At 54.4% G+C, this 23,260-nt stretch carries 23 protein-coding genes; 14 read left to right on the top strand and 9 right to left on the bottom strand.

All coding sequences use genetic code 11. The annotated features are described in order from the left end of the window. The first annotated feature begins 86 nt into the window (after positions 1 to 86). The 9 genes from yiaK (at position 87) to RTX30_RS17460 (ending at position 8,587) form a co-directional block, all read left to right on the top strand. Positions 87 to 1,085 (top strand): 3-dehydro-L-gulonate 2-dehydrogenase, encoded by a 999-nt coding sequence (gene yiaK, locus RTX30_RS17500; RefSeq protein ID WP_312691438.1) that lies wholly within the window; start codon positions 87 to 89, stop codon positions 1,083 to 1,085. Between the two features lie 10 nt (positions 1,086 to 1,095). Then, positions 1,096 to 1,563: a YhcH/YjgK/YiaL family protein gene (locus tag RTX30_RS17495; protein ID WP_312691437.1), complete on the top strand. Its 468-nt coding sequence runs from the start codon at positions 1,096 to 1,098 to the stop codon at positions 1,561 to 1,563. 24 nt (positions 1,564 to 1,587) lie between these two features. Continuing rightward, positions 1,588 to 2,523 (top strand): DUF4862 family protein, encoded by a 936-nt coding sequence (locus tag RTX30_RS17490; protein WP_312691436.1) that lies wholly within the window; start codon positions 1,588 to 1,590, stop codon positions 2,521 to 2,523. Positions 2,524 to 2,574: 51 nt separating this feature from the next. After that, positions 2,575 to 3,894 (top strand): MFS transporter, encoded by a 1,320-nt coding sequence (locus RTX30_RS17485; protein WP_312691435.1) that lies wholly within the window; start codon positions 2,575 to 2,577, stop codon positions 3,892 to 3,894. 89 nt (positions 3,895 to 3,983) lie between these two features. Beyond that, the gene (locus RTX30_RS17480) at positions 3,984 to 5,489 is read left to right on the top strand and encodes an FGGY-family carbohydrate kinase (protein ID WP_312691434.1); all 1,506 of its coding nucleotides are present in this window, start codon (positions 3,984 to 3,986) and stop codon (positions 5,487 to 5,489) included. Further along, positions 5,486 to 6,142 (top strand): 3-keto-L-gulonate-6-phosphate decarboxylase UlaD, encoded by a 657-nt coding sequence (gene ulaD, locus RTX30_RS17475; RefSeq protein ID WP_312691433.1) that lies wholly within the window; start codon positions 5,486 to 5,488, stop codon positions 6,140 to 6,142. Before RTX30_RS17480 ends, ulaD begins: the two co-directional genes overlap by 4 nt. Then, the gene (locus RTX30_RS17470) at positions 6,142 to 7,002 is read left to right on the top strand and encodes an L-ribulose-5-phosphate 3-epimerase (RefSeq protein WP_312691432.1); all 861 of its coding nucleotides are present in this window, start codon (positions 6,142 to 6,144) and stop codon (positions 7,000 to 7,002) included. The genes ulaD and RTX30_RS17470 overlap by 1 nt, the downstream gene beginning before the upstream one ends. Then, complete coding sequence (araD, locus tag RTX30_RS17465; protein ID WP_312691431.1) at positions 6,996 to 7,691, top strand: L-ribulose-5-phosphate 4-epimerase; 696 nt, start codon at positions 6,996 to 6,998, stop codon at positions 7,689 to 7,691. The genes RTX30_RS17470 and araD overlap by 7 nt, the downstream gene beginning before the upstream one ends. A 131-nt stretch (positions 7,692 to 7,822) precedes the next feature. Next, a complete protein-coding gene (locus tag RTX30_RS17460) occupies positions 7,823 to 8,587 on the top strand; it encodes a helix-turn-helix transcriptional regulator (RefSeq protein ID WP_312691430.1) in 765 nt (254 codons plus the stop codon). Here RTX30_RS17460 and leuA read toward each other — a convergent pair. Continuing rightward, complete coding sequence (gene leuA, locus RTX30_RS17455; RefSeq protein ID WP_312691472.1) at positions 8,574 to 10,244, bottom strand: 2-isopropylmalate synthase; 1,671 nt, start codon at positions 10,242 to 10,244, stop codon at positions 8,574 to 8,576. The two genes, RTX30_RS17460 and leuA, sit on opposite strands and share 14 nt — an antisense overlap. Positions 10,245 to 10,463: 219 nt before the next feature. Here leuA and RTX30_RS17450 point away from each other — a divergent pair, with 219 nt between their 5' ends. From RTX30_RS17450 to RTX30_RS17440, 3 genes are all read left to right on the top strand, one after another. Continuing rightward, on the top strand, positions 10,464 to 10,661 hold the full coding sequence (locus RTX30_RS17450) for a hypothetical protein (protein WP_312691429.1): 198 nt from the start codon (positions 10,464 to 10,466) through the stop codon (positions 10,659 to 10,661). Positions 10,662 to 10,663: 2 nt separating this feature from the next. Beyond that, entirely contained in the window at positions 10,664 to 11,437 is a 774-nt protein-coding gene (locus tag RTX30_RS17445) for a hypothetical protein (protein ID WP_312691428.1), read from the top strand. Between the two features lie 72 nt (positions 11,438 to 11,509). After that, positions 11,510 to 11,842, top strand: coding sequence for an SdpI family protein (locus RTX30_RS17440; RefSeq protein WP_312691427.1), 333 nt, complete (start codon positions 11,510 to 11,512; stop codon positions 11,840 to 11,842). Positions 11,843 to 11,911: 69 nt separating this feature from the next. On the opposite strand, the gene melB is transcribed toward RTX30_RS17440, so the two are convergent. Then, positions 11,912 to 13,330, bottom strand: a complete 1,419-nt coding sequence (melB, locus tag RTX30_RS17435) for a melibiose:sodium transporter MelB (RefSeq protein ID WP_312691426.1) — start codon at positions 13,328 to 13,330, stop codon at positions 11,912 to 11,914. A gap of 66 nt (positions 13,331 to 13,396) precedes the next feature. Continuing rightward, positions 13,397 to 14,749, bottom strand: a complete 1,353-nt coding sequence (locus tag RTX30_RS17430; protein ID WP_312691425.1) for an alpha-glucosidase/alpha-galactosidase — start codon at positions 14,747 to 14,749, stop codon at positions 13,397 to 13,399. Positions 14,750 to 14,987: 238 nt separating this feature from the next. Here RTX30_RS17430 and melR point away from each other — a divergent pair, with 238 nt between their 5' ends. Further along, positions 14,988 to 15,905 carry a transcriptional regulator MelR gene (melR, locus tag RTX30_RS17425; protein WP_312691424.1) on the top strand — a complete coding sequence of 306 codons (918 nt, stop codon included), beginning with the start codon at positions 14,988 to 14,990 and terminating at the stop codon, positions 15,903 to 15,905. Positions 15,906 to 15,953: 48 nt separating this feature from the next. On the opposite strand, the gene RTX30_RS17420 is transcribed toward melR, so the two are convergent. Together RTX30_RS17420 and RTX30_RS17415 are read right to left on the bottom strand one after the other, a co-directional pair. Continuing rightward, positions 15,954 to 16,406 (bottom strand): lysozyme inhibitor LprI family protein, encoded by a 453-nt coding sequence (locus RTX30_RS17420; protein ID WP_312691423.1) that lies wholly within the window; start codon positions 16,404 to 16,406, stop codon positions 15,954 to 15,956. 152 nt (positions 16,407 to 16,558) lie between these two features. Continuing rightward, positions 16,559 to 18,097: a methyl-accepting chemotaxis protein gene (locus tag RTX30_RS17415; RefSeq protein WP_312691422.1), complete on the bottom strand. Its 1,539-nt coding sequence runs from the start codon at positions 18,095 to 18,097 to the stop codon at positions 16,559 to 16,561. A 460-nt stretch (positions 18,098 to 18,557) separates the two neighbouring features. Between RTX30_RS17415 and RTX30_RS17410 the strand changes: the two genes are divergently transcribed. Next, positions 18,558 to 20,477, top strand: coding sequence for a methyl-accepting chemotaxis protein (locus RTX30_RS17410; protein WP_312691421.1), 1,920 nt, complete (start codon positions 18,558 to 18,560; stop codon positions 20,475 to 20,477). Between the two features lie 48 nt (positions 20,478 to 20,525). Here RTX30_RS17410 and RTX30_RS17405 read toward each other — a convergent pair whose 3' ends face one another. The 4 genes from RTX30_RS17405 to RTX30_RS17390 all read right to left on the bottom strand — a co-directional run bounded on the left by RTX30_RS17405 (position 20,526) and on the right by RTX30_RS17390 (position 23,195). Beyond that, a complete protein-coding gene (locus RTX30_RS17405) occupies positions 20,526 to 21,098 on the bottom strand; it encodes a DUF1349 domain-containing protein (protein ID WP_312691420.1) in 573 nt (190 codons plus the stop codon). Positions 21,099 to 21,355: 257 nt separating this feature from the next. Continuing rightward, positions 21,356 to 21,898 (bottom strand): acireductone dioxygenase, encoded by a 543-nt coding sequence (locus RTX30_RS17400; protein ID WP_312691419.1) that lies wholly within the window; start codon positions 21,896 to 21,898, stop codon positions 21,356 to 21,358. Beyond that, complete coding sequence (mtnC, locus tag RTX30_RS17395; protein ID WP_312691418.1) at positions 21,895 to 22,584, bottom strand: acireductone synthase; 690 nt, start codon at positions 22,582 to 22,584, stop codon at positions 21,895 to 21,897. Before mtnC ends, RTX30_RS17400 begins: the two co-directional genes overlap by 4 nt. Further along, positions 22,581 to 23,195 carry a methylthioribulose 1-phosphate dehydratase gene (locus RTX30_RS17390; protein ID WP_312691417.1) on the bottom strand — a complete coding sequence of 205 codons (615 nt, stop codon included), beginning with the start codon at positions 23,193 to 23,195 and terminating at the stop codon, positions 22,581 to 22,583. Before RTX30_RS17390 ends, mtnC begins: the two co-directional genes overlap by 4 nt. Between the last annotated feature and the right edge of the window lie 65 nt (positions 23,196 to 23,260).

Genomic DNA, 23,260 nt, shown 5'->3' with positions numbered 1-23,260 from the left:
ATTTTGATATGTGGAATGCTATTTCGTATTTTGAAATTCAGGAGTATAAAAACAACACAGAAGTTCGATGCAATCAGGAGAAAAAAATGAAGGTGACCTTCGACGAGCTTAAGCACGCCTTTAAACGGGTTTTGCGTTCGCGTCATGTGGGTGAAGAGACTGCCGATGCCTGCGCGGAGATGTTTGCCCGCACCACCGAGTCGGGTGTCTATTCACACGGTGTCAATCGCTTCCCGCGTTTTATTCAGCAACTGGATGCTGGCGACATCATTCCCCAGGCGCAGGCAAAGCGCATTGCTAACCTCGGCGCGATTGAGCAGTGGGACGCGCAGCGTTCGATTGGCAATTTAACGGCCAAAAAGATGATGGATCGTGCCATTGAGCTGGCATCGGATCATGGCATTGGCCTGGTGGCGGTGCGAAATGCCAACCACTGGATGCGCGGCGGCAGCTACGGCTGGCAGGCAGCGGAAAAGGGCTATATTGGGATTTGCTGGACCAACTCCATTGCCGTCATGCCGCCGTGGGGCGCAAAAGAGTGCCGTATTGGCACTAACCCGCTGATTGTGGCGATCCCGTCGACGCCCATCACCATGGTCGATATGTCGATGTCGATGTTCTCTTACGGCATGCTGGAAGTGAACCGCCTGGCCGGGCGCGAGCTACCGGTTGACGGTGGCTTCGACGATGACGGCCATTTAACGAAAGAACCCGCCGTGATTGAGAAAAATCGCCGCATTCTGCCAATGGGATACTGGAAAGGTTCCGGTTTATCTATCGTGCTGGACATGATCGCCACCCTGTTATCGGACGGGGCATCCGTGGCGGAAGTGACCGAAGAGAACAGCGATGAATATGGCATTTCGCAGGTGTTTATTGCCATCGAAGTCGACAAGTTGATCGATGGCGCAAGTCGTGATGCCAAACTGCAACGCATTATGGATTACATCACCAGTGCGGAACGTGCGGATGAAGACACGCCTGTCCGTTTGCCAGGACACGAATTTACGCGCCTGCTGGCGGAGAACCGTCGCGACGGCATTACGGTAGATGACAGCGTTTGGGCGAAAATCCAGGCGTTGTAAGGAGCGGATCATGCTATTCGGTCATATTGCTCAGCCTAATCCCTGCCGCTTACCGGCAGCGATTGAAAAAGCGCTCGATTTTTTACGCACTACTGATTTCCGCACGCTTGAGCCTGGTGTGGTCGAAATCGAAGGGCGCACCATTTTTGCGCAGATCCTCGATCTCACCACCCGGCCACGCGAGGAGCAAAAACCGGAAGTGCACCGTAACTATCTGGATATCCAGTTTATGGCATGGGGTGAAGAAGAGATTGGCGTTGCTATTGATACCGGCAATAACGTTATTGCCGAAAATTTACTTGAGCAGCGCGATATTATTTTTTACCAGTCGAGTGAGAACGAATCTTTTTTTGAAATGGTACCAGGCAGCTACGCGATATTTTTCCCGCAGGATGTTCACCGTCCCGCCTGTAATAAATATCGCGCCACGCCTATTCGTAAAATTGTCGTTAAGGTGGCTGTTTCCGCATTGAATTAATTTATCAATTAGCAGGAGCAAAATATGAACAGCAATAACGCCGGTTATATTATCGGCGCGTATCCCTGCGCGCCTTCTTTTCACCAACAGGGGGAATTGCAGGAGCGTGCGTTCTGGCGGCAACTGGCCGATACGCCACACATTGCCGGCATAGAGCAGCCCTGCCTGGAGCATCTGCACCCGCTGGGAGACGAGTGGTTATTAACCCATACGCCGGGCGAGTGGCAGATTGTGGTCACCGCGGTCATGGAAACCATGCGCCGACGCAGCAATGGCAACAGCGGTTTTGGTCTTGCCTCCAGCGATGAGGAACAGCGTCGCGTGTGCGTGGCGTACTACCGCCATCTGCATGACAAGATCGGCGCGCTGAATGCCCGTTTCCCCGGCAAAGTCGTCGCCCTGGAAATACAGGCTGCGCCGCTGGCAGGCAATACCAGCATTGAGCAGGCTACCGATGCGTTTGCCCGTTCAGTAAGCGAAATAGCCCGTTGGGACTGGGCGTGTGAACTGGTGCTTGAACATTGTGATGCCATGAATGCCACTGCGCCGCGTAAGGGGTTTTTACCGCTGAATAACGTCCTGGAAACGTTGGCAGGTTATGAGATTGGCGTGTGCATTAACTGGGCGCGTTCGGCAATCGAAGGGCGTAATACCACGCTGCCGCTGACCCATACCCAACTGGCGAAACAGGCTGGTAAATTGCGCGGTCTGATGTTTTCCGGCACCAGCGAGAGCGGCCCGTATGGCGAGTGGCAGGATCTGCATGCGCCGTTTGCTCCGTTTTGCGCCGAAAGCCTGTTAACGGTGAATAACGCCAAAACGGTATTGCAGGCCGCCGTACCCGAAAATCTGTTATTTACCGGTATTAAATTACTTGAAATAGACGCCAACGCCAACGTGGAACATCGCGTGGAAATATTGCGCGACGGCATTAACGCATTACATCAAGCCAGACAATAAATACAAAATAGCTGACATCGCATACCTGTTACTTTTAACGAGATGCTAATTATGAACATATCCTCTTACTCTACAACTGCCGATATTCCGCGCCAGCGCTGGTTAAGAATAATTCCTCCTATTCTTATCGCTTGTATTATTTCGTACATGGACCGCGTAAATATCGCGTTTGCCATGCCCGGTGGGATGGATCAGGAATTAGGTATTTCCGCCTCCATGGCTGGTCTCGCCGGGGGCATTTTCTTTATTGGTTATCTGTTCTTGCAGGTGCCGGGCGGCAAAATCGCCGTCCACGGTAGCGGCAAGAAATTTATCGGCTGGTCGCTGGTGGCCTGGGCGGTCATTTCCGTACTGACCGGCATTGTTACTAACCAGTACCAACTGCTGGCGCTGCGCTTTTTACTCGGCGTGGCGGAAGGGGGCATGCTACCGGTAGTGCTGACGATGATCAGCAACTGGTTTCCGGACGCAGAACGTGGCCGCGCCAATGCCATTGTGATCATGTTCGTGCCGATTGCCGGTATCGTCACCGCGCCGCTATCAGGCTGGATCATCACAGCGCTGGACTGGCGCTGGCTGTTTATCATCGAGGGTTTGCTCTCGCTGGTGGTGCTGGTGCTGTGGTCGATGACGATTTATGACCGCCCGCAGGAAGCCCGTTGGATCTCCGAGGCAGAGAAAAATTACCTGGTGGAGACACTGGCTGCCGAGCAGCGTGCGATTGCCGGTAAAGAGGTGAAGAACGCCTCGCTGAGCGCCGTGCTGTCTGACCGGACCATGTGGCAACTGATTGCTCTCAATTTCTTCTACCAGACCGGGATTTACGGCTACACCCTGTGGCTGCCTACCATCCTGAAAGAGCTCACCCACAGCACCATCGGGCAGGTGGGCATGCTGGCTATCCTGCCGTATCTCGGCGCCATTGCTGGCATGTTCCTCTTCTCGTCCCTTTCCGACCGTACCGGTAAACGCAAGTTATTCGTCTCTGTGCCGCTGCTCGGTTTTGCGCTGTGCATGTTCCTCTCCGTGGCGCTGAAAGAGAGCATCTGGTTGTCGTACGCGGCACTGGTGGGTTGCGGGTTCTTCCTGCAATCGGCGGCGGGTGTGTTCTGGACCATTCCCGCACGGCTGTTCAGCGCCGAGATGGCAGGCGGCGCACGTGGGGTGATCAACGCGCTGGGGAACCTCGGCGGTTTTTGCGGCCCGTATGCGGTGGGCGTGCTGATCAACCTCTATAGCAAAGATGCAGGCGTCTATTGCCTCGCTATCTCGCTGGCGCTGGCAGCGCTGATGGCACTGCTGCTCCCCGCGAAATGCGATGCGGGAAACGCCGTCGCCAGCCCGGTCAGCACCCGTAAACGCGAAGCCTGATAACCCTGCCCGGCGGCATCGCGCCGACCGGGCCAAAGCCAGCCGGAGAAGGCATTGCCACTACCCGGCTATAAAACGAGAGCATGACGATGAGTGAGAAAGAGACCTTCTGGCTGGGTATCGATTGTGGCGGTACTTATCTGAAAGCCGGGTTATATGACAGCCAGGGCAGGGAGCATGGCATTGAACGCCACGCGCTGATCACGCTCAGCCCGCTACCGGGTTATGCCGAGCGTGATATGCACACTCTGTGGCGCGCCTGTGCCGACACGATTTCACGCCTGCTGCAACGCACGCAAACGCAGGGCGCGCAAATTCGTGGGGTCGGGATCTCCGCACAAGGCAAGGGCCTGTTTCTGTTGGATAAGCATGATCAACCGCTGGGTAACGCCATGTTGTCATCGGACCGCCGTGCGCTGGAGGTGGTGAGACGCTGGCAGCAGGATGGCATACCGCAGCAGTTGTACCCACTCACCCGCCAGACAGTGTGGACCGGCCACCCGGTTTCGCTGCTGCGCTGGATAAAAGAGAACCAGCCACAGCGTTATTCGCAAATTGGCTGCGTCATGATGGGGCATGACTATTTGCGCTGGTGTCTTACCGGCGTCAAAGGCTGCGAAGAGAGCAACATTTCCGAATCCAACCTCTACAACATGTCCCGTGGCTATTACGACGCGCGCTTGTCGCAGTGGCTGGGGATAGGCGAAATCGACGCGGCATTGCCGCCCATTGTCGGTCCGGCAGAAATTTGCGGGGAAATCACCGCTCAGGCAGCTGCCATAACCGGTCTGGCGGCAGGAACACCTGTCGTTGGCGGTTTGTTTGATGTGGTTTCTACCGCGCTCTGCGCCGGGCTGAAAGATGAACGGCGATTGAATGCCGTCATGGGCACCTGGGCAGTCGCCAGCGGTATAGCAGATGGCATTCGCGATAACGAAGCCCATGCCTATGTGTACGGGCGCTACGTGAATGATGGCCAGTACATTGTGCACGAGGCCAGCCCGACCTCGTCCGGCAACCTCGAATGGCTGACTACCCAGTGGGGCACGCTCACTTTCGATGAGATCAACCAGGCCGTTGCCAGTGTGCCCAAAGCCGGTAGCGATCTGTTTTTCCTGCCATTTTTGTACGGCAGCAACGCGGGGCTTGAGATGACCAGCGGTTTTTACGGCATCCAGGCGCTACACACCCGCGCCCATTTGCTGCAGGCGGTTTACGAGGGGGTGGTGTTCAGCCACATGACCCATCTCAACCGCATGCGGGAGCGCTTTACCCATGTTGAAGCGCTGCGCGTGACCGGTGGCCCGGCGCATTCGGCGGTATGGATGCAGATGCTGGCCGATGTCAGCGGTTTGCCTGTTGAACTGCCGCAGGTCGAAGAAACCGGCTGTTTCGGCGCGGCGCTGGCCGCGCTGGTGGGCACTGGCGAGTATCGCGACTTCCATCATGCGCAGCAGGTGCTACGGCATGACATCCACACTCTTATACCGGGCATGACCGCCCATGCCGCCTACCAGCGCAAGTACACCCATTACCAGTATTTGATTGAAGCACTACAGGGCTTTCACGCCCGCATTAAGGAGCAGACGTTATGAGCCGACCATTACTGCAACTGGCGCTCGACCATACCAGCCTTGCGGCTGCCCAGCGCGATGTGGCGCTGTTACAGGACCATGTGGATATCGTGGAAGCTGGCACCATTTTGTGCCTGAGTGAAGGGCTGAATGCGGTGCGCGCGCTGCGTGCCCAGTGCCCGGAAAAGATCATTGTCGCGGACTGGAAAGTCGCTGACGCCGGGGAAACGCTCGCGCAGGAGGCGCTGAGCGCCGGGGCGAACTGGATGACCATTATCTGCGCCGCACCGCTGGCAACGGTAGAGAAAGGCCACGCGATTGCGCAGGCGCACAACGGTGAAATTCAGATGGAGTTATTCGGCAACTGGACGTTTGACGACGCACGCGACTGGTATCGCATTGGCGTGCGTCAGGCGATTTATCACCGTGGCCGCGATGCGCAGGCCAGTGGCCAGCAATGGGGAGACGCGGATCTGGCGCGGATGAAAGCGCTGTCGGATATCGGTCTTGAACTGTCGGTGACTGGCGGACTGGCGCCTGCTGATTTACCGCTGTTTAAAGAGATTAACGTAAAAGCATTCATTGCCGGGCGCGCGTTGTCCGGGGCGGATAACCCCCAGCAGGTTGCCGCTGCATTTCATCATCAGATTGCTGCTACCTGGGGAGAGAAGTGATGCGTACCCATCCGTTAGGCATTTACGAAAAGGCGCTGGCCAAAGATCTGAGCTGGCCAGAGAGGCTGGTGCTGGCGAAAAGCTGCGGTTTTGATTTTGTCGAAATGTCGGTCGATGAAACGGACGAGCGCCTGGCACGACTGGAGTGGAGCACCACGCAGCGCGCATCGCTGGTCGAGGCAATGCTGGAAACCGGCGTCGCAATTCCATCGATGTGCTTGTCAGCGCACCGCCGTTTTCCGTTTGGCAGCCGTGATGAAAGCGTACGCGAACGGGCGCGGGAGATCATGACCAAAGCCATTCGCCTGGCGCGCGACCTCGGTATCCGCACCATTCAACTGGCCGGGTATGACGTTTATTACGAAGAGCATGACGACGGGACGCAACAGCGCTTTGCCGAAGGGCTGGCATGGGCCGTGGAACAGGCCGCTGCCGCGCAGGTGATGCTGGCGGTCGAGATTATGGACACCGCCTTTATGAACTCCATCAGCAAGTGGAAAAAGTGGGACGAGATGCTCGCCTCGCCATGGTTCAGCGTCTACCCGGATATCGGCAACCTGACGGCGTGGGGCAATGATGTGCCTGCCGAGCTGGCGCTGGGCATCGATCGTATTGCCGCTATTCATCTGAAAGACACGCAGCCCGTCACCGCAGAAAGCCCGGGTCAGTTCCGTGATGTGCCGTTTGGCGAAGGATGTGTCGATTTTGTCGGCGTGTTCCGCGCCCTGCAGCAACTGAATTATCGTGGCGCCTTTTTAATTGAGATGTGGACCGAAAAAGCCAAAGAGCCGGTGCTGGAGATTATTCAGGCCCGCCGCTGGATTGAAGCCCGTATGCAGGAAGGAGGATTTGTATGTTAGAGCAACTCAAAGCTGAGGTGCTGGCCGCTAACCTGGCGCTGCCAGCCCATCATTTGGTGACGTTTACCTGGGGGAATGTCAGCGCCGTTGACGCGAGCGGCACACTGATGGTGATCAAACCTTCCGGCGTGGAGTATGAGGTGATGACCGCCGACGATATGGTGGTGGTGGAAATCGCCAGCGGTAACGTGGTTGAAGGCAGCAAAAAGCCCTCGTCGGACACGCCGACACATCTGGCGCTCTATCGCCGCTTTCCGCAGATTGGCGGCATTGTGCATACCCATTCGCGCCATGCCACGATCTGGTCGCAGGCCGGGCGTGATCTGCCGGCGTGGGGTACCACCCACGCGGATTATTTCTACGGCGCGATCCCCTGCACCCGGTTAATGACCGACGCGGAGATCCACGGCGACTACGAGTATCAAACCGGGGAGGTGATTATCAGCACCTTTGAGCAGCGCGATATTGACCCGATGCAGATCCCGGCAGTGCTGGTGCATTCACACGGGCCATTCGCCTGGGGCAAAAATGCGGCCGATGCTGTGCACAATGCCGTGGTGCTGGAGGAGTGCGCGTATATGGGGCTGTTCTCCCACCAGCTGGCACCGCAATTGCCGGATATGCAGCAACCTCTGCTGGATAAACACTATCTGCGTAAACATGGTGCAAAGGCCTACTACGGGCAGTAGATGCTTATCCTCATGCCCGGTAGCGCTGCGCTTACCGGGCCTGCGTTCCGTCAGCGACGCAGACAAAGGGATGACAGAAAACGCGGCGCTGTTTAAGGTAAGAGAACCTTTTATCCCCGGGCGGCCTCGTTGTGAAACAGACCTTCGCGTTAGATTTCTCTCATCGCGCATTGATTCCTTATGCGCATGATTACCGGCACGGTGAACATGAGCACTGGCATACGCATCCCTGCGATCAATTGATCCTCACCTTAAGCGGGGTGATCCGCGTGGAGACGCGCCAGGGGATGTGGGTAGTGCCGCCCGCGCGGGGCGTATGGATCCCGGCGAACATTTCTCATGCTTTGCATATTGAGGGTGATGTGCGTGCCCGTGGTGTTTTTGTTCAACCGCTGGCGCGGGCGGATTTACCGGTTATTTGCCAGGTGGTGCAGGTCAGCGATCTGTTACGGGCGCTGATCCTTAATGCGCTGGAACTGCCGCATGCGTATCAGGCCGGCAGTCGCGCAGAGCGTATTTATGAACTGATCCTCGATGAAATCCGTTTGATGAACATCCTGCCATTTTGTTTACCCGAACCCACATCGCCACGCTTAAAACAGCTGTGTGATGCGGTACGGCAAACGCCTGCCGGGGCCTGGTCGCTGGAGAGTGCGGCCCGCCAGGTCAATATGAGCGGACGCACGTTGTCGCGCCATTTCTACCAGCAGACTGGCCTGCAATTTAGTGAGTGGGTCCGCCGGGCAAGGTTGCTGGTGGCCTTAACCCGGCTGGCGCATGGCGAGCCGGTCATCCAGGTGGCGCTGGAGTGTGGTTATGCCAACCCGAGCGCGTTTAGCGCGATGTTTCGCCGGGTAATGGGTGTCTCGCCCGGCGATTACTTTACGGTGCGGTAAACGGGGCCGCAGCGTTTAGCAAGGCCTGCAACGAAGCGCGGGTAATGTCGCTATCAATGCTGACACCCCAGGCACGATCGCCATGTTTATTTTCACAACAGATGTACGCCACAGAACGGCTGTCGCTGTGTTTCCCCAGCGTATGCTCGTGGTAGCTTTCAATGTTGATTTCAATGTGCAGATTGCGGCACAAGGCCGTAATGGCCGTGGAGAGAAAGCCGTTGCCGGTTGCTCCGATCTTCAGCGTTTTGCCAGCACAGCGGATCTCGGCCAGCAGCGCCGTATTTTGCCCTGGCTGATTGGTACAGGCGTACTCGATCAGCTGTAACGCAGGCTGCTCTACCAGACCATAGCGCTGGCGGAACAGGTTCCAGATTGCCATCTGCGACATCTCTTTTCCCGCTGAGTCCGCCGCTTCCTGGACGAGCTGGCTGAACGCTTGCTGCAGTTTGCGCGGTAGTGTCAGGCCGTGGTTTTGCTCCAGCAGCCAGGCTGCGCCGCTTTTGCCGGACTGACTGTTAACGCGGATCACCGCTTCGTAGCTGCAGCCAATGTCGGCAGGATCCAGCGGCAGGTAGGGCACTTCCCAGCAGGCGTGCGGGCTGTTTTGTCGGGCGGCGAAGCCTTTTTTAATCGCATCCTGATGCGACCCCGAAAAAGCGGTGAAGACCAGTTCCCCGGCATACGGATGGCGGGGCGCAACGGGTAACTGATTGCACTCCTCGACAATCTCCACGACTTTTTTCATCTCGCTGAAATCCAGACCTGGCGGAATCCCCTGGGTATAGAGGTTTAGCGCCAGCGTGACCAAATCGGTGTTCCCGGTGCGTTCGCCATTACCGAACAGGCAGCCTTCCACGCGCTCAGCACCCGCCAGCAGAGCGAGTTCCGCGCTGGCAATGCCCGTGCCACGATCGTTATGCGGATGAATGCTAATGCATACCTGTTCGCGGCGGCTGAAATGCCGGCAAAAGTGCTCAATCTGATCGGCATAGACATTGGGTGTGTTGACTTCGACGGTGGCCGGCAGGTTGATGATCATCGGGCGTGTCGCGCAGGGTGCCCAGACATCGGCCACGGCTTCGCAAATTTCCAGCGCGAATTCCGCTTCGGTAAAGCAGAACGTTTCTGGCGAGTACTGAAACACCCATTCGGTGCCTGCTGCCTCCTCGCACTGGCGGCGGATCTGCGTGGCGGCTTTCACCGCCAGCGCCACGATCTCGTTGCGGCTCTGGCGAAAGACGATCTCGCGAAACACGGGCGCTGTCGCATTGTATAAATGCACCGTGGCGCGGTGTACGCCCTGCAGAGATTCAAACGTACGGGCGATCAAATCTTCCCGTGCCTGGGTTAATACCTGAAGGGTGACATCGTGCGGGATGCGCTGCTCGTTAATCAACTGGCGCACAAAATTGAAGTCCGTCTGCGAGGCCGATGGGAACGCGACTTCAATCTCTTTAAAACCGCAGGCGAGCAGTAAATCCCAAAATTTCAGCTTTCGCGCAGCGTCCATCGGTTCGGCCAGCGCCTGGTTACCGTCGCGCAAGTCTGTTGAAAGCCAGCGCGGTGCCTGCGTCAGGGTGTTATCCGGCCAGCGGCGATCGCGCAGTGGCAGAGGGGGATGACCTGCATATTTTTCAGAAGGGTTGGTTAACATCATGCGTCTCTCCTTGGGGTAGGCTTCCAGTTTCCACAGAGACGCGTCGGCGTGCGCACGCGCAGATGACAATGTCGTATGTAAAAGTGACAACGTGCGTGCACTCGCGTGGAAAACGAGGCAAAACCGAGACTGCCTCCGCCGCTTCGTTAGTAAGAAAAAGGTTAAAGTTCCGCATAGCGGGCCTGCGGTTTCTATACTTGGCTGCGGAGGTAAGCTATGAAAAAAATGCTGTATTCATTGTTCGCAAGTCCCGACAGATTATTACAGGTGATGAGCCACGGCGAGATTCAGGATGCGATAGAAGATGGGGAACGGATCCTGGTGGATGCCGACGGTAATACCTCGGTCAATATTCGTTGCCAGCGAGTGCAGGACGATTTCAAACGCCATGTTGATGCGCTGAAGAGGGCTTAACGATGGGAACAGCTATCTTTATGGTGTTGATGGTGTGTGGCTATTGGTATACCTCGCACGATCTCTCCACGCGATTCAAATTCAAACGCAGCTTCGGCTGGGATGTCTATTTTCTGGTGGCCCTTTATGGCTGTGTCTTTGTCCTGCAGGGGATACTGGCGACGGCATTGCTGTGGCTGGGTTTGCTGATCGCCTCTGCGGTGATGAATGCGCTGCCGTCATTTTTTGGCGCGGAACATCACCATTTGCATATGGTCTTTATGAACTGGAGCTTTTTAGGCATCCAGGCGCCGGTGGTGATCATGCTCGCCTTTGCGGTATTTCTCTGTCTCTGGCGCTCCAACTGGGCAGGCAGCGCCCGGCTGGACAGCAATGGTCGCCGGGAGTTGTATAAACATTTGTCGCGGGCGAATGGCGTAGAAGGGCTGATCTATCAATGTATGGAAAAGGGCGATTTAGCTTGGATCACCCTCAAATCGCAGCGCATCTATATTGGCATGATCCACACCGCAACGTTCGATAGCGGCGATGCCAACAACATTGTGCTGATCCCGATGCTGAGCGGTTACCGTGATGACGCCACACTCGATCTGCATGTTGAGCACAATTACAGTGCCTGGTATGCGTCGCACGACATCGACTTGTCTTCCACGCCGCGCTCGGCATTGGATTTTCGCAAAGTGTTATTACTCTCGCAGGTTGAAAGTTTGTCGTTATTTGATCCTGCCCAGGTCATGGCGATGGGAATAAATCGACCCGATGAAAACCCGGCATAACCGTTCTTGACCGGGCTAAAAAAGCGGTGTACTCCAGGGCGTGATTGAGACACACAGAGAATTAGGGATCCTATGAACGAGAATTTTTTTTACCTCACCTTTGGGAGTGTGCTCCTGGTGGCTATTGCGATTCCTCTTGCGCTACAAAAAATTAAACCCAATCGATGGTACGGCGTCAGAACCGCGTTCACTTTAAACAATCCTCTGATCTGGTATCGGGCAAACCGTTTTTATGGCCTGTTCATGATTGTCTCTGCGGTGGTTTTTTTTATTGTGTCAGCCTTGTCAGGCACCTGGCGTAGGGGGGACGGTAACGCTAACGTCACTCTTGTGTTGTTTCTCATTGAAGTTTCTGTGCCTGTGGCGATGACGTTTTTGAAACTGATTGCAATGAAACGGCGTTAGAACAGGGATTGCAGGGGGCAGGGATGCATCAGTCGCCGGGCAAGCTGACTTGCCCGGCATCATCAACCTTTACACGCGAATCTGATCCACTATTACCGGCTGGGCGGTTTTTGCTGTGGGTTTGTCAACATGCCGGTACTTATCCAACAGGTGGATTTGGATCCGGCGCAGCAGATCACCATTGAGTTTGTAGAAACGGAAATAGATCAGCAGCGAGATGAGGAAGAAGCAGGCCGGCAGCGCCAGCATAATTACTTGCATCCCCATTAACGTGCTGGCGGACTGCGCAACGTTCGGCACATAGCCAATCACACCGAGGACCACTGCAATAAAGTATGCGGCAAACGCGGCGCCGGCTTTCACGACCAGTGTCTGTACCGAATACGCAATGCTTTCGCAGCGCACATTGAGCTTGTATTCGCCGTAATCGACGGTGTCGGCCACCATAATCACCTGCAACACCCAGAAAAACGCTTTGCCAATACTGAACAGCACCCCGGCCAGCAATATCACCCAGGCGTTGGTAAAGCCCATAAGGGCCATCCACAGCAACACGCCGCCGCTGACAATCGGCAACACCGATGCGCCAGCCCATAGCATACGGCGCGAGAAAACTTTCACCAGTTTCGGGAACAAAATGAGGATCAGCAGGTTGGCGACCCCGGCGTAAGACATGTAGTAGGGGAACAGGTCGACATTGCCAATGACATACGTGAAGTAATAAATCGCGAACCCTTCAATGACGTTCGCTGCGGTGTTATAGGCCAGCGCCATCACCAGTAAACAGGCCAGTTGATCGTTTTTAAAAATCAGCTGAACCATCTGTTTCAGGCTCATCGGCGTGTTGTCGGCGGTGGGCTGTTTGTCAGAGGAGTAAACCTCATGCACATTGCGCAGCGTGACAATAGTGGAAAGCACAAAAAAAGCAATTAACACCAGCGTCAGCATTTGAAAGCCGAAGCCACGATCCGCGCCGCCCACGGCATTAACGAACGGCAAGGCAATCCCGGCGGTGACAAAGCCCGCCAGACTGGCAAAAAACCGCGGGTAGGGCACCAATTGTTCGCGTTCGCGCTTATCCAGCGTGATGGTCGGCACCAGCGACCAGAATGGCACATCCATAATGGTGTAAGTGAAGCCCCACAGCAGGTAGGTCCCCCAGACCCAGATCAATTGGGTTGTGCCAGTAAAGTGGTGAGCACTGAACAGCATGTACAGCACCACGGAGTTTGTCAGGGTGCCGATTAAGATCCACGGTTTAAACTTCCCCCAGCGCGAGCGGGTACAGTCCACGATCCAGCCCATAATCGGATCGGCCAGCGCATCGAGAATACGCGCCACCAGAAATAGCGTGCCGACCATACCGACCGACAGGCCGACAATATCGGTGTAGTAATACATCAGGTACATGTAGACGATACCGATCGCAAAATCCTTACCAAACGCGCCAAATCCGTAGCTGAGCTTTGTTGTCATTGAAATACTCATAGGGTACCGATTGCCTCTTTCAGTGTCGGAAGGTCGCCAACAGCCGGGCATGCCCGGCTGTCTGCATTAGTGGTGCAGCCAGCCCGGCAGCCAGTCGCCATGGCTGGCGATCAGGTCATCCACCAGTGCGTAGATCTCTTCGATACCCAGAACGGCAGCGGTATGCGGATCCATCATTGTTGCGTAATACACATAGTCACGGTTCTCGGTGAGGATTGCCTCCGTCAGCAGGGTTTGAACGTTGATATTGGTTTGCATCAGTGCCGCAAGGTGCGCGGGCAGTTTGCCCACTTTCGTTGGCAGAATACCGTTGGCATCCACCAGGCACGGGACCTCGACACAGCAGCCTTCCGGCAGGTTATCGATCAGGCCATCGTTACGTACGTTGCCGTAAATCACGCTCGGCTCGCCGGTCCAGATGGCGTTCATAATGGTGCTGGCGTACTCCCGCGACGGCTTGATGTCGATGCGTTCGGCCGTTTTGTATTCGGCGAGCTCTTTTTGCCAGTTCGCCAGTTGCTCAACGCAGCGTTTCGGGTACTCATCCAGCGGAACCTGGTAGCGTTCAATCAGGTCTTCACGTCCCGGTTTAATAAACCACGGGGTATATTCGGCAAAATGTTCAGAAGATTCGGTCACGAAGTAGCCCAGCTTTTCGAACATTTCATAACGCACGATGTTCTGGCAGCGTGGGTTGCCGTGAAGGTTCGGCCTGGGAGCTCGTTTGTCGGCATACGCCTGGTGCAGTTCCGGGTAGAGGTTGGTATAGCTCCCATCCGGCTGTTTTTTCTCCAGCGACAGGTAAAACGCCATATGGTTGATGCCAGCGCAGCGGTAGCGTAATAGGGCCGGGTCGATATCGAGATCGTGCGCCAGCTCCTCTGCGGTACCCTGTACGGAGTGGCACAGCCCAACCTGCTTAATGTGCGGGTAACGGGCGTACATTGCCCAGGTGTTCATCGCCATCGGGTTGACGTAGTTGAGCAGAGTGGCCTGCGGGCAGACTTCGGTCATGTCTTCGCAAATCTGCCACAAATGAGGGATGGTGCGCAGCGCGCGCATAATGCCGCCAGGGCCGAGCGTATCGGCGATGGTCTGCTCCAGACCGTGGCGTTTACAGACCTCAAAGTCTGTCACCGTACAGGGTTCATAGCCGCCAATCTGGAAGGCGACGACCACAAAATCGGCATCTTTAAGTGCGGTTTTTTGATCGGTATGGCAACTGATTTGGCCGTAAGCCCCGACCGAATCCATCAGTTTACGCACCACAATGTGCGACTCCTCCAGCCGCGTGGCATCAATATCCATCAGCGCGACATGCGCATCTTTTAGCGCCGGACGCTGGAAGACATCGCCCAGGATGTTTTTGACAAACACCGTAGAGCCGGCGCCGATAAAGGTAATTTTTGCGGCAGACATGTGCGTTCTCCTTGAGAGTGGTTGTACGTCCTGAGCGTGGCACGCGCCTTGTTTGCCATCTGCCTTCTTCCCGCAGGTGCATTCCCGAAAACTCAGATCTCGCTATGCATCGCGCTGAATCTGAGTTTCCAGGAAAAAATAAGCAGTTAAGCAGAGTTAACGGCAATACCTTTAACTAAAATAGAACAGGATGGCGCAAAGCGAAGCGTGAAAAGTGATGATTCAGGACGAGGGCAGGATGGCAAAAGAGCAGATCAGAGCGGATATGTGCAGTGGCGATGAGAAGACCACCCGTGGGCCGCTGTCGCTCTATTCGGAGTACCAGCGCATGGAGATCGAGCTGCGCGCGCCGCATGCGATGTCTGCCAGCCACTGGCATGGCCAGGTGGAAGTCAATGTGCCGTTCGACGGCGATGTGGAGTACCTGATTAATAACGAAGTGGTGCGCATTAAACAGGGCTATATCACTCTGTTCTGGGCCTGTACGCCGCACCAGTTGACGCGCCCCGGTGACTGCAAGCAGATGGCGATTTTTAACCTGCCGATGCACCTGTTTCTCTCATGGCCGCTCGATCGCGAACTGATTAACCATGTTACCCACGGCATGGTGATTAAATCGCTTGCTGCCCAGCAGCTTAGCGCCTTTGAGGTGCAGCGCTGGCAGAATGAGCTTAACAGCGCTAATGAACAATTACGGCAACTGGCGATCGATGAAATTGCGCTCATGCTCAAGCGTTTTAGCCTCTCCGGCTGGCAGCCTATTTTGGTAAATAAGACGTCGCGGACCCATAAAAACAGTGTCTCGCGCCATGCGCAGTTTTACGTTAGCCAGATGCTGGAATTTATTGCGCTGAATTATGATCAGGTGCTGACCATTGACGCCATCGCTGAGCATGTAAAGCTCAATCCAAATTATGCGATGGGGATTTTTCAGCGGGTGATGCAACTCACCATGAAGCAGTACATCACCACTATGCGCATTAACCATGTGCGCGCGCTGCTCAGCGACACGGACAAAACCATTCTGGATATTGCACTGACCGCCGGCTTTGGTTCCAGCAGCCGTTTTTACAGCACTTTTCAGAAATATGTCGGTATGCCGCCGCAGAAATACCGCAAACTCAGCCAGTTACGTCGGCAGCAGAGCGCGTCCTGAACAGGGCACCCACGTTATTTTGTAGCATAATGACCGCGACGGGCGGCATTACTGCAACCAGGTGTCATGCACATAACGTTCGCGGCTTTTATTCTGATCGATAAGGCATTGGGTGTGAATATCATCCTGGCTGGTGGCCCATTCGCCCATTAAAGCGGCGGAGGCCGCGCACATTTCATCTCGGGATGCGAGCCACAATTTTTGCGCTTTAGCGAACTTCTCCCAGAAGATATCGTTTATTTTGACGCCATCCGGATCGTTAAGATGATAAGGCGTGTTGTAGTCGCGCGTGATCACAGCATGCAGTTGGGCGATTGTCGCGCTTAACGATTTTTCCGAGCGTTTTATGGCCTCTTCTTTACACTGCGCCTGGTTCTGGCCTGCACCCCAGGCTGGCAAAGAGAGGCAATGTTTAACCTCGTTCCCCAAATTCAGTGTTGCCGCCATGGCATTAGCTGTTGCCAGCGACAAAATCATTACCGTTGCTTTTGCGAAATCCATCAGTTGGTCAGTCCCGTTACCCGCATTTTTACCGGGTATATAAGAACGGCTTTCAGAGGGAAGTTCAATTCCTTTTCGCTGTGGTCTGCGGGTAAGTTGCAGAGCGGGCGGCTGTCAGAAAAACGTTCTTTCAGCCCCCGGGTAAGAGAAGGTTACAAGCGGAAGGCATTAACATCGTTGAGCAACTTACCGGCCTGGTGGCTGAGTGAGTTGGCGGCGGTGGCCATCTCCTCCACCATTGCGGCGTTTTGCTGCAGGTTCCCTTCCATCTGGCTGACGGCTATATTGACCTGATCAATACCGTGGCTCTGCTCGGTGGAGGAGTTGTTGACCTGATTGATCAATACCGTGGTTTCGTCTACTGCGCCCAGCGCCTCGTTCATCCGTGTGGTGACGTTGGCCGCGTAACTGACCCCATCGCCGACATTTTTAATGGCTTCATCAATCAGCCCGCGAATGTCTCGCGCAGCGACGGACGAACGCTGTGACAGCGAGCGAACTTCACCGGCTACCACCGCGAAGCCTTTACCTTGCTCGCCAGCGCGGGCGGCTTCGACCGCAGCGTTGAGTGCCAGGATGTTCGTCTGGAAGGCGATGCCGTCAATAATGTCTGTAATTTCAGAAATTTTTGCCGACGAGGCGGAGATATCATCAATCGATTTTTGCAGTGCGCTCAGTTCACGATGACTCTCATTGACCATAGCCTGAACACGGCCAATAAAGGTGTTTGCTTCATGGGCATTATCTCTGTTGTGTTTCACCGTGGCTGACAACTGGTTCATGCTGGCAGCGGTTTGCTCCAGAGAAGAGGCCTGCGATTCCGTACGCGACGAGAGATCATCATTACTTTTGGCAATTTCGCTGGCGGCAGTATCCACTTCATTACTGGCATCTTTTACGCTGGTTAATACCGCGCGGATTTTATCCATCAGGTTGTTAAAACTGGCGGCTGTTGCGCCCAGTTCATCGTTTTTAGTCAGATCAACTTTTACCGTTAAATCCAGTGAGTTGCTGATAACGCCCATGCTGGATTGCAGGCTTTTTAAGCCTTTACTTAAGTAGCTAAGAATAGAGGTGGCAAATACGGCAATTAATGCCAGCAAAAAGATAATGGTGCCAAGTAACAGCCAGAACGTATTAAGGTATTGCTGATGGTTATTTTCAGCATAGCGTTTCGCTATATTATAGTTTAACGCCAGCATCTCTTTTAAATTCGCGCTCAGTGCGACCGAAGCATTCGCAGTGATACCGCCATCGGAAACCATTTTCCGCGCGGCTTCTACCCCCTCGCTGTGATAAACGCCAACCATGGATTCGGCTTTTTGCCGGTAATCATCAAACGCGTCTTGCGTTTTTTTCAGTAACTCAGCATCCGTCGAGTCGCTGACCAAATTTTCGCGATAATACTTAAATATCTCATTGGTTTTATTCAGCTCATCGCGCGCCTGTGTCATATGTTTGATAAACACGGCTTCGTCATTGTTCAATAGCGACATTAAAATTTGCCGCCTTGCCTCTTCGCGATGCTGAACGGCCTCGCTGAGCTTGCTAATACTCGGCAGGCTATTATCAATAACATAATCAAAGCGTTCCTGAGCCTGATCTAAAGCGCGAATGCTTAAACCGCCCAGTATCAGCATTGCCAGGAAGGTGATTGAAAATACGAAAGTCAGTTTTTTTAAAATGGTCATAACGGCCTCAAGTGCGATCCATATCCAGGTGAACATTATTTTTATCGGCGTCCTAACTAAAATCTTCACGTGGAACGAGATAAAAAAAGATCTTTTTTGATCTGTGTTCGGGTTATAAGGAAATGGCGAAAAATAGTATTAAAATTCAACGGGTAATATTTATTAATAATTGTCAATTTTATATATAATATATTCGGATTTCATGGCGATGATATATCATATAAAATAAAGCGTGATCATCGTTATATTTAATGATGAAAAACATAAATGGCATTTTTTTATGCGTTTTTCGACTTATTAAAACATCTCTGATTGCCGATAGTAGATATAGCACCGGAGCACACAGCAGTAATGTCTTAACACCCATTAATTAGCCTGATAATGCTAAGCAGGCTAATTTGGTGTTGTTGGCATTTATTTATCGTCATCATTCCCATACAGGGCGTCGAGGAACCATCAGATGGCACGTCAGCTTACTCTCTTTAAAAATCTGTCCGTCGCGGCAAAGTTATTTGGCGGTTTTTCTGTTTTGCTCGCCATTATCATTCTTTCATCCGTATTAAGTATCTATCAGCTATCAGTCATTCGCGATCACTCCGATAAAGCGCGGCTGGTCACCCAGATTAGCGATGATCTGAATACCGCCCGACGCAATCGCCTTGTTTTTCAGCTTAGCCATGACCCGAAAACGATGGAGGCCAACCATGTCGCCATTGAAAAAATGCTGGCCAGTATCGAACAGGGTAGCCATTTCGTTTGGGAACAGGACACCGGGCTGTTATTCGACAATCTGAAATCCACGCTGCCGCAGTATGCCGAAGCCCGCGATAAGCTGGTGGCAGATGAAAATGCCGCCACAGAGCAGTCCAGGCAAGTGTTGGCAGCGCTGAATCACCCGGTGTTCACCGAATACCGCGATGTGGTGAAAGGGAGTGAGGCGCCGCAAAAAAATGATGTCAATTACGTGATGTTACTGGCGGAATTACGGGCCGATGCAGACGGTATTGTCGACTCTCGCGGTAAAGAAGATAAGAGCATGTTCGCCGGGGCGCTGCAAAGTGCTAACGCGCTCCACGCCCTGATGAAGCAGGGGGAAGGGGCGGCAAACACCGTGCTGGCGGATGATGTGCACAACCAGTTGCAAAACCTGGATCGTCAGGTGGATGCCTATTTTGCCGCACTGGCAAAAGCCAAATCCACCTCTGATGCCCTTTCGGTCATTGCTGAGAAACTCAATAGCGCCACCACGAGTCTGGCAAAATTACAGACCGAAAAGAGCAATGCTTCAATCGGTAACGTGATTTACATTTTGCTGGTGGTCACTGTGTGCGCAGTGCTGGTCGGAATGGTTACCGCATGGCTGATTACCCGACAGATGACGCGGCAGATCCGTTATAACCTGACGCTGGCAGAAAGCATTGCCCAGGGCGATCTCACGGCCGTGATTGAGGCGGAGTCCAACGATGAGCTGGGTCGGTTGAGTGCCGCTATGGCGGCCATGAATGAGAAACTGCGTGAGTTGATTTCGCAGATTAAAGCTTCGGTGGTGAATGTGGCGTCGGCGTCATCGCAGATTGCGGCGGGTAATACCGATCTTGCCTCCCGTACGGAGGAGCAATCGGCGGCGGTCGTTGAAACTGCCGCCAGTATGGAAGAGCTCACCTCTACCGTAAAACGCAACGCAGATAATGCCCGCGAGGCCAGCAACCTTGCGCAGACTGCTGCGAAAAACGCGCAGGCAGGCGGCAAACTGGTGTCGGATGTGGTGACGACGATGGATAACATCACCGAAAGCTCTAACAAAATTAAAGACATTATTACCGTTATTAACGGCATTTCGTTCCAGACCAATATTCTCGCCCTTAACGCAGCCGTCGAAGCCGCCCGCGCTGGCGAGCAGGGGCGCGGTTTTGCCGTGGTGGCGGGAGAAGTCCGAAACCTTGCGCAGCGTAGCGCCGAGGCCGCCAAAGAGATTGAAGGGCTAATTCAGGAGTCGGTCGACAGGGTCAGCTCCGGCTCGGAAATGGTCAACAAAGCCGGGGAAACGATGAAAGAGATCGTCTCTTCCGTGGAAGGGGTGAGTGGCATCATGACAGAAATTTCTCATGCCTCCGATGAACAGAGCCGCGGTATTGATCAGATCAGTAAAGCCATGAGTGAGCTGGACACCACAACACAGCAAAACGCCGCGCTGGTGCAGGAGTCTTCCGCTGCTGCTGGCTCGCTTGAGCAACAATCCGGCCAGCTAAGCCGTCTGGTTTCGCTGTTTAAACTGAACAACGACACCGTGGATAAAACGCCAAAAACGCGTGCAGTTACTGCTCGCCCTGTGACGCAGGCGACGGCACCCGCAGGTGATGGCGACTGGGAAACCTTCTGAGCCTGACCGTAGCCCGTGCGGTTAACGGGCTACGGCGCGCCTTCACGCTCAGGAGAGATCGTGGAGATCTTTCTCCAGCAAGGGCGTGAGGGCAATATCGCTAAAATGCACCTCCAGCCCCTGGCGTTCGGGGGTGCAACACATCATGCCAACGGCGCATTGCGCATGTGGGAAAGGGCAAAGCCGTAACAGCGGCCACACCTGCCCGTCGGTGGAGTACTGCAGCCGCAGCGCATCCCCTTTGCGGCTCAGGCGCAGCCAGAAGTCCCCGGCATCGCCAGGAAACAGACCTGTTGCCCAGTCAGACTGACCAAGCGTCAGCACGCTGCCCATCGCCGGCGCACCGTCGTTAAACTCGATCCCGGCTTTCAGCCAGTGCTGGTTGTCTGCCACCAGCAGAATGCCCGCCTGATCGTACAGGGCCGAGAAGCGCGCCCGTATCCGCACCTGAAAGGTAAAATCCCCCGTTACGTCGCGCACAAAACCATGCCCGCTAAAGCGCTCAAAGCCGTACCAGGTGGTTTGCCAGAAATCGGTATTGCCATCGGTCACCACGCTAAGCCCGTCCGGCGTTTTGCGCCAGACTTGCGGCGCGTTAATCCAGTAAAAATCGTCCGACATGTTTCGCTCCTTCTCCCATTAAGCGGCTTAACGAGTGTTGCCTGGGGTGAGGATTATTTCCAGGGTGAGGCAGACAATCCGCGCAACGTATTGCCAGTGAAGTGGACTGATAATGGCGTGTTCAGGTTGCTATATTTCGCAAACGGCGCGCGACGTGCCTGATTTTGCATACGCAGTGGGGCAGATAATTAAATGAAAATGTCTGTCACGTAAGAGCTACTCCCCTCATTAATCCAGGGAGGGGAGGGCTTAAACCATTAGCGCAACCTTGGATACTGGTCCGCTATCGCATCACCCGTAAACTGCGCGATCCATCCTTCGGGGTTATCGAAAATCCGGATAGCGGTAAAGTTTGGCTCTGAGCCCATATCAAACCAGTGCGGGGTACCGGCAGGCACGGAGATCAGATCGTTTTTCTCGCACAGCACCTGGTAAACCTCGTTGCCGATATGCAGGCAGAACAACCCGGCGCCTTCTACAAAGAAACGCACTTCGTCTTCGCCGTGGGTGTGTTCGTTAAGGAATTTCGCGCGCAGCGCTTCTTTTTGCGGGTTATCGGCGCGCAGGCTGATCACATCCCAGCTCTGGTAACCTTTTTCGGCGACCAGTTTCTCGATAGCGTGCTGGTAAGCGGTGATCACAGTTTCTGGCGTCGGGTTCACACCCAGATCGCGGTCGGCCTGCCAGCGTTCAAAACGCACGCCTTTGGTATTCAGTTGCTGCTGGATCTCTGCAGCGTCGGTGCTGTGCCACACCGGTGCGCTGGCATCGTTATCGGTATAAATTGTCAGTGCGCTCATGAAGGGATCTGCTCCGGCTTAATGGTGCTGAAAGAGGAAACCTGATGATGATGACTGGCCGGGTCTTCATCGTCACGAATCAGTTGTACGGTGCGAAAACCGGCCTCTTCTGCGGCGTCCAGCTCCTGGTGAATATCCGACAAGAACAGGATGGAAGAGGGCGGCAGTGCCAGTTGCGTCGCAATATTGCGGTATGACTGCACCTCTCGTTTCGCGCCGATCAGCGTATCGAAATACCCGCTGAACAAATGAGTAATATCACCTTCGTCGCTGTAGCCAAATAACAGTTTTTGCGCTGCCACTGAGCCCGAGGAATAAACATACAGATCAAGGCCCTGCGCCTTCCAGTTTTCAAGCTGCGGCAAAACGTCCGGGTAAAGGTGGCCGGTAAAGTCGCCGTTGACATAACCATCGCGCCAGATGATCCCCTGCAACGCTTTCAGTGCGGTGGATTTTCGGTCTTCATCCATAAACGCGAACAGTACATCAATGAGTTCGGCGGTGCTGGCATCCGGTTGCGCGACTTCTTCACGCAGATTATTCAGGATGGTACTCACCGGCTCTTTGTATTGCTCCGCCGTCACAAACCCGACCAGCCGTTCACGGGCGTAGGGGAACAGTATGTTATGCACAAAGCGGATATCACTGGTGGTGCCTTCAATATCGGTAACGATAGCGCGGATCATAGTCTCTCCAGCAGGCGGCGCTGCAGTTCGCATTCAAATAAAAATTCCAACCCTTCCAGATGACGGCGGGCTTCGGCGACATTGCGCCCCCAGCAGGTCAGCCCGTGGCCGCGCAGCAGAAAACCATAACGTAAGCCGTGGGTCTGCGCATAGTCCTCAATGCGTGTTGCCAGCGCGTCGATGTCCTGATCATTATCGAAAATCGCCACTGGCACCGTATCCAGGTGTGTGGTCTGGCCGCTGAGCGACTTTTGCATTTCGTAGCCATCAAGCAACAGGGCGGCGGATTTTTCGATTCGCGAAAGCACGGTGGCATTAACGGTATGTACGTGCAGCACCGCGCTGGCCTCGGGGTAGAGACGGTAGATCAAGGTGTGCAACCCGGTTTCCGCCGAGGGTTTACGGCCGGAAGGCGCATGATTGTCGGCAATAGAAACCTGCAAAAAATCTGCGCTGGTCAGGCTGCCTTTATCTTTGCCGGATTCGCTTAGCCAGCACCAGTCGGCGTCCTGACGTACAGACATATTGCCACCGGTTGCGGGGGCCCAGCCTTTTGCCCCCAGCCAGTGGCAGGCAGAAACGAGTTCATGGAGTTGCAGGTTGTCGGTCATAACGCTTCCTTATAAGGAATATTGTTATCGTATAGACGTCTAAGCGTCTTGATTGCCAAATACTA

The sequence above is a fragment of the Kosakonia sp. genome (assembly GCF_032052965.1).
Lineage (GTDB): Bacteria > Pseudomonadota > Gammaproteobacteria > Enterobacterales > Enterobacteriaceae > Kosakonia.
The sequence above is the reverse complement of the archived record's forward strand: the minus strand, read 5'-3'. Positions and strand labels throughout refer to the sequence as shown.

Bases quoted from the DNA above. Each gene is read 5' to 3' on its own strand.
- yiaK (WP_312691438.1), top strand. From the start codon at position 87: ATGAAGGTGACCTTCGACGAGCTTAAGCACGCCTTTAAACGGGTTTTG.
- RTX30_RS17495 (WP_312691437.1), top strand. From the start codon at position 1,096: ATGCTATTCGGTCATATTGCTCAGCCTAATCCCTGCCGCTTACCGGCA.
- RTX30_RS17490 (WP_312691436.1), top strand. From the start codon at position 1,588: ATGAACAGCAATAACGCCGGTTATATTATCGGCGCGTATCCCTGCGCG.
- RTX30_RS17485 (WP_312691435.1), top strand. From the start codon at position 2,575: ATGAACATATCCTCTTACTCTACAACTGCCGATATTCCGCGCCAGCGC.
- RTX30_RS17480 (WP_312691434.1), top strand. From the start codon at position 3,984: ATGAGTGAGAAAGAGACCTTCTGGCTGGGTATCGATTGTGGCGGTACT.
- ulaD (WP_312691433.1), top strand. From the start codon at position 5,486: ATGAGCCGACCATTACTGCAACTGGCGCTCGACCATACCAGCCTTGCG.
- RTX30_RS17470 (WP_312691432.1), top strand. From the start codon at position 6,142: ATGCGTACCCATCCGTTAGGCATTTACGAAAAGGCGCTGGCCAAAGAT.
- araD (WP_312691431.1), top strand. From the start codon at position 6,996: ATGTTAGAGCAACTCAAAGCTGAGGTGCTGGCCGCTAACCTGGCGCTG.
- leuA (WP_312691472.1), bottom strand. From the start codon at position 10,244: ATGTTAACCAACCCTTCTGAAAAATATGCAGGTCATCCCCCTCTGCCA.
- RTX30_RS17450 (WP_312691429.1), top strand. From the start codon at position 10,464: ATGAAAAAAATGCTGTATTCATTGTTCGCAAGTCCCGACAGATTATTA.
- RTX30_RS17445 (WP_312691428.1), top strand. From the start codon at position 10,664: ATGGGAACAGCTATCTTTATGGTGTTGATGGTGTGTGGCTATTGGTAT.
- RTX30_RS17440 (WP_312691427.1), top strand. From the start codon at position 11,510: ATGAACGAGAATTTTTTTTACCTCACCTTTGGGAGTGTGCTCCTGGTG.
- melB (WP_312691426.1), bottom strand. From the start codon at position 13,330: ATGAGTATTTCAATGACAACAAAGCTCAGCTACGGATTTGGCGCGTTT.
- RTX30_RS17430 (WP_312691425.1), bottom strand. From the start codon at position 14,749: ATGTCTGCCGCAAAAATTACCTTTATCGGCGCCGGCTCTACGGTGTTT.
- melR (WP_312691424.1), top strand. From the start codon at position 14,988: ATGGCAAAAGAGCAGATCAGAGCGGATATGTGCAGTGGCGATGAGAAG.
- RTX30_RS17420 (WP_312691423.1), bottom strand. From the start codon at position 16,406: ATGGATTTCGCAAAAGCAACGGTAATGATTTTGTCGCTGGCAACAGCT.
- RTX30_RS17415 (WP_312691422.1), bottom strand. From the start codon at position 18,097: ATGACCATTTTAAAAAAACTGACTTTCGTATTTTCAATCACCTTCCTG.
- RTX30_RS17410 (WP_312691421.1), top strand. From the start codon at position 18,558: ATGGCACGTCAGCTTACTCTCTTTAAAAATCTGTCCGTCGCGGCAAAG.
- RTX30_RS17405 (WP_312691420.1), bottom strand. From the start codon at position 21,098: ATGTCGGACGATTTTTACTGGATTAACGCGCCGCAAGTCTGGCGCAAA.
- RTX30_RS17400 (WP_312691419.1), bottom strand. From the start codon at position 21,898: ATGAGCGCACTGACAATTTATACCGATAACGATGCCAGCGCACCGGTG.
- mtnC (WP_312691418.1), bottom strand. From the start codon at position 22,584: ATGATCCGCGCTATCGTTACCGATATTGAAGGCACCACCAGTGATATC.
- RTX30_RS17390 (WP_312691417.1), bottom strand. From the start codon at position 23,195: ATGACCGACAACCTGCAACTCCATGAACTCGTTTCTGCCTGCCACTGG.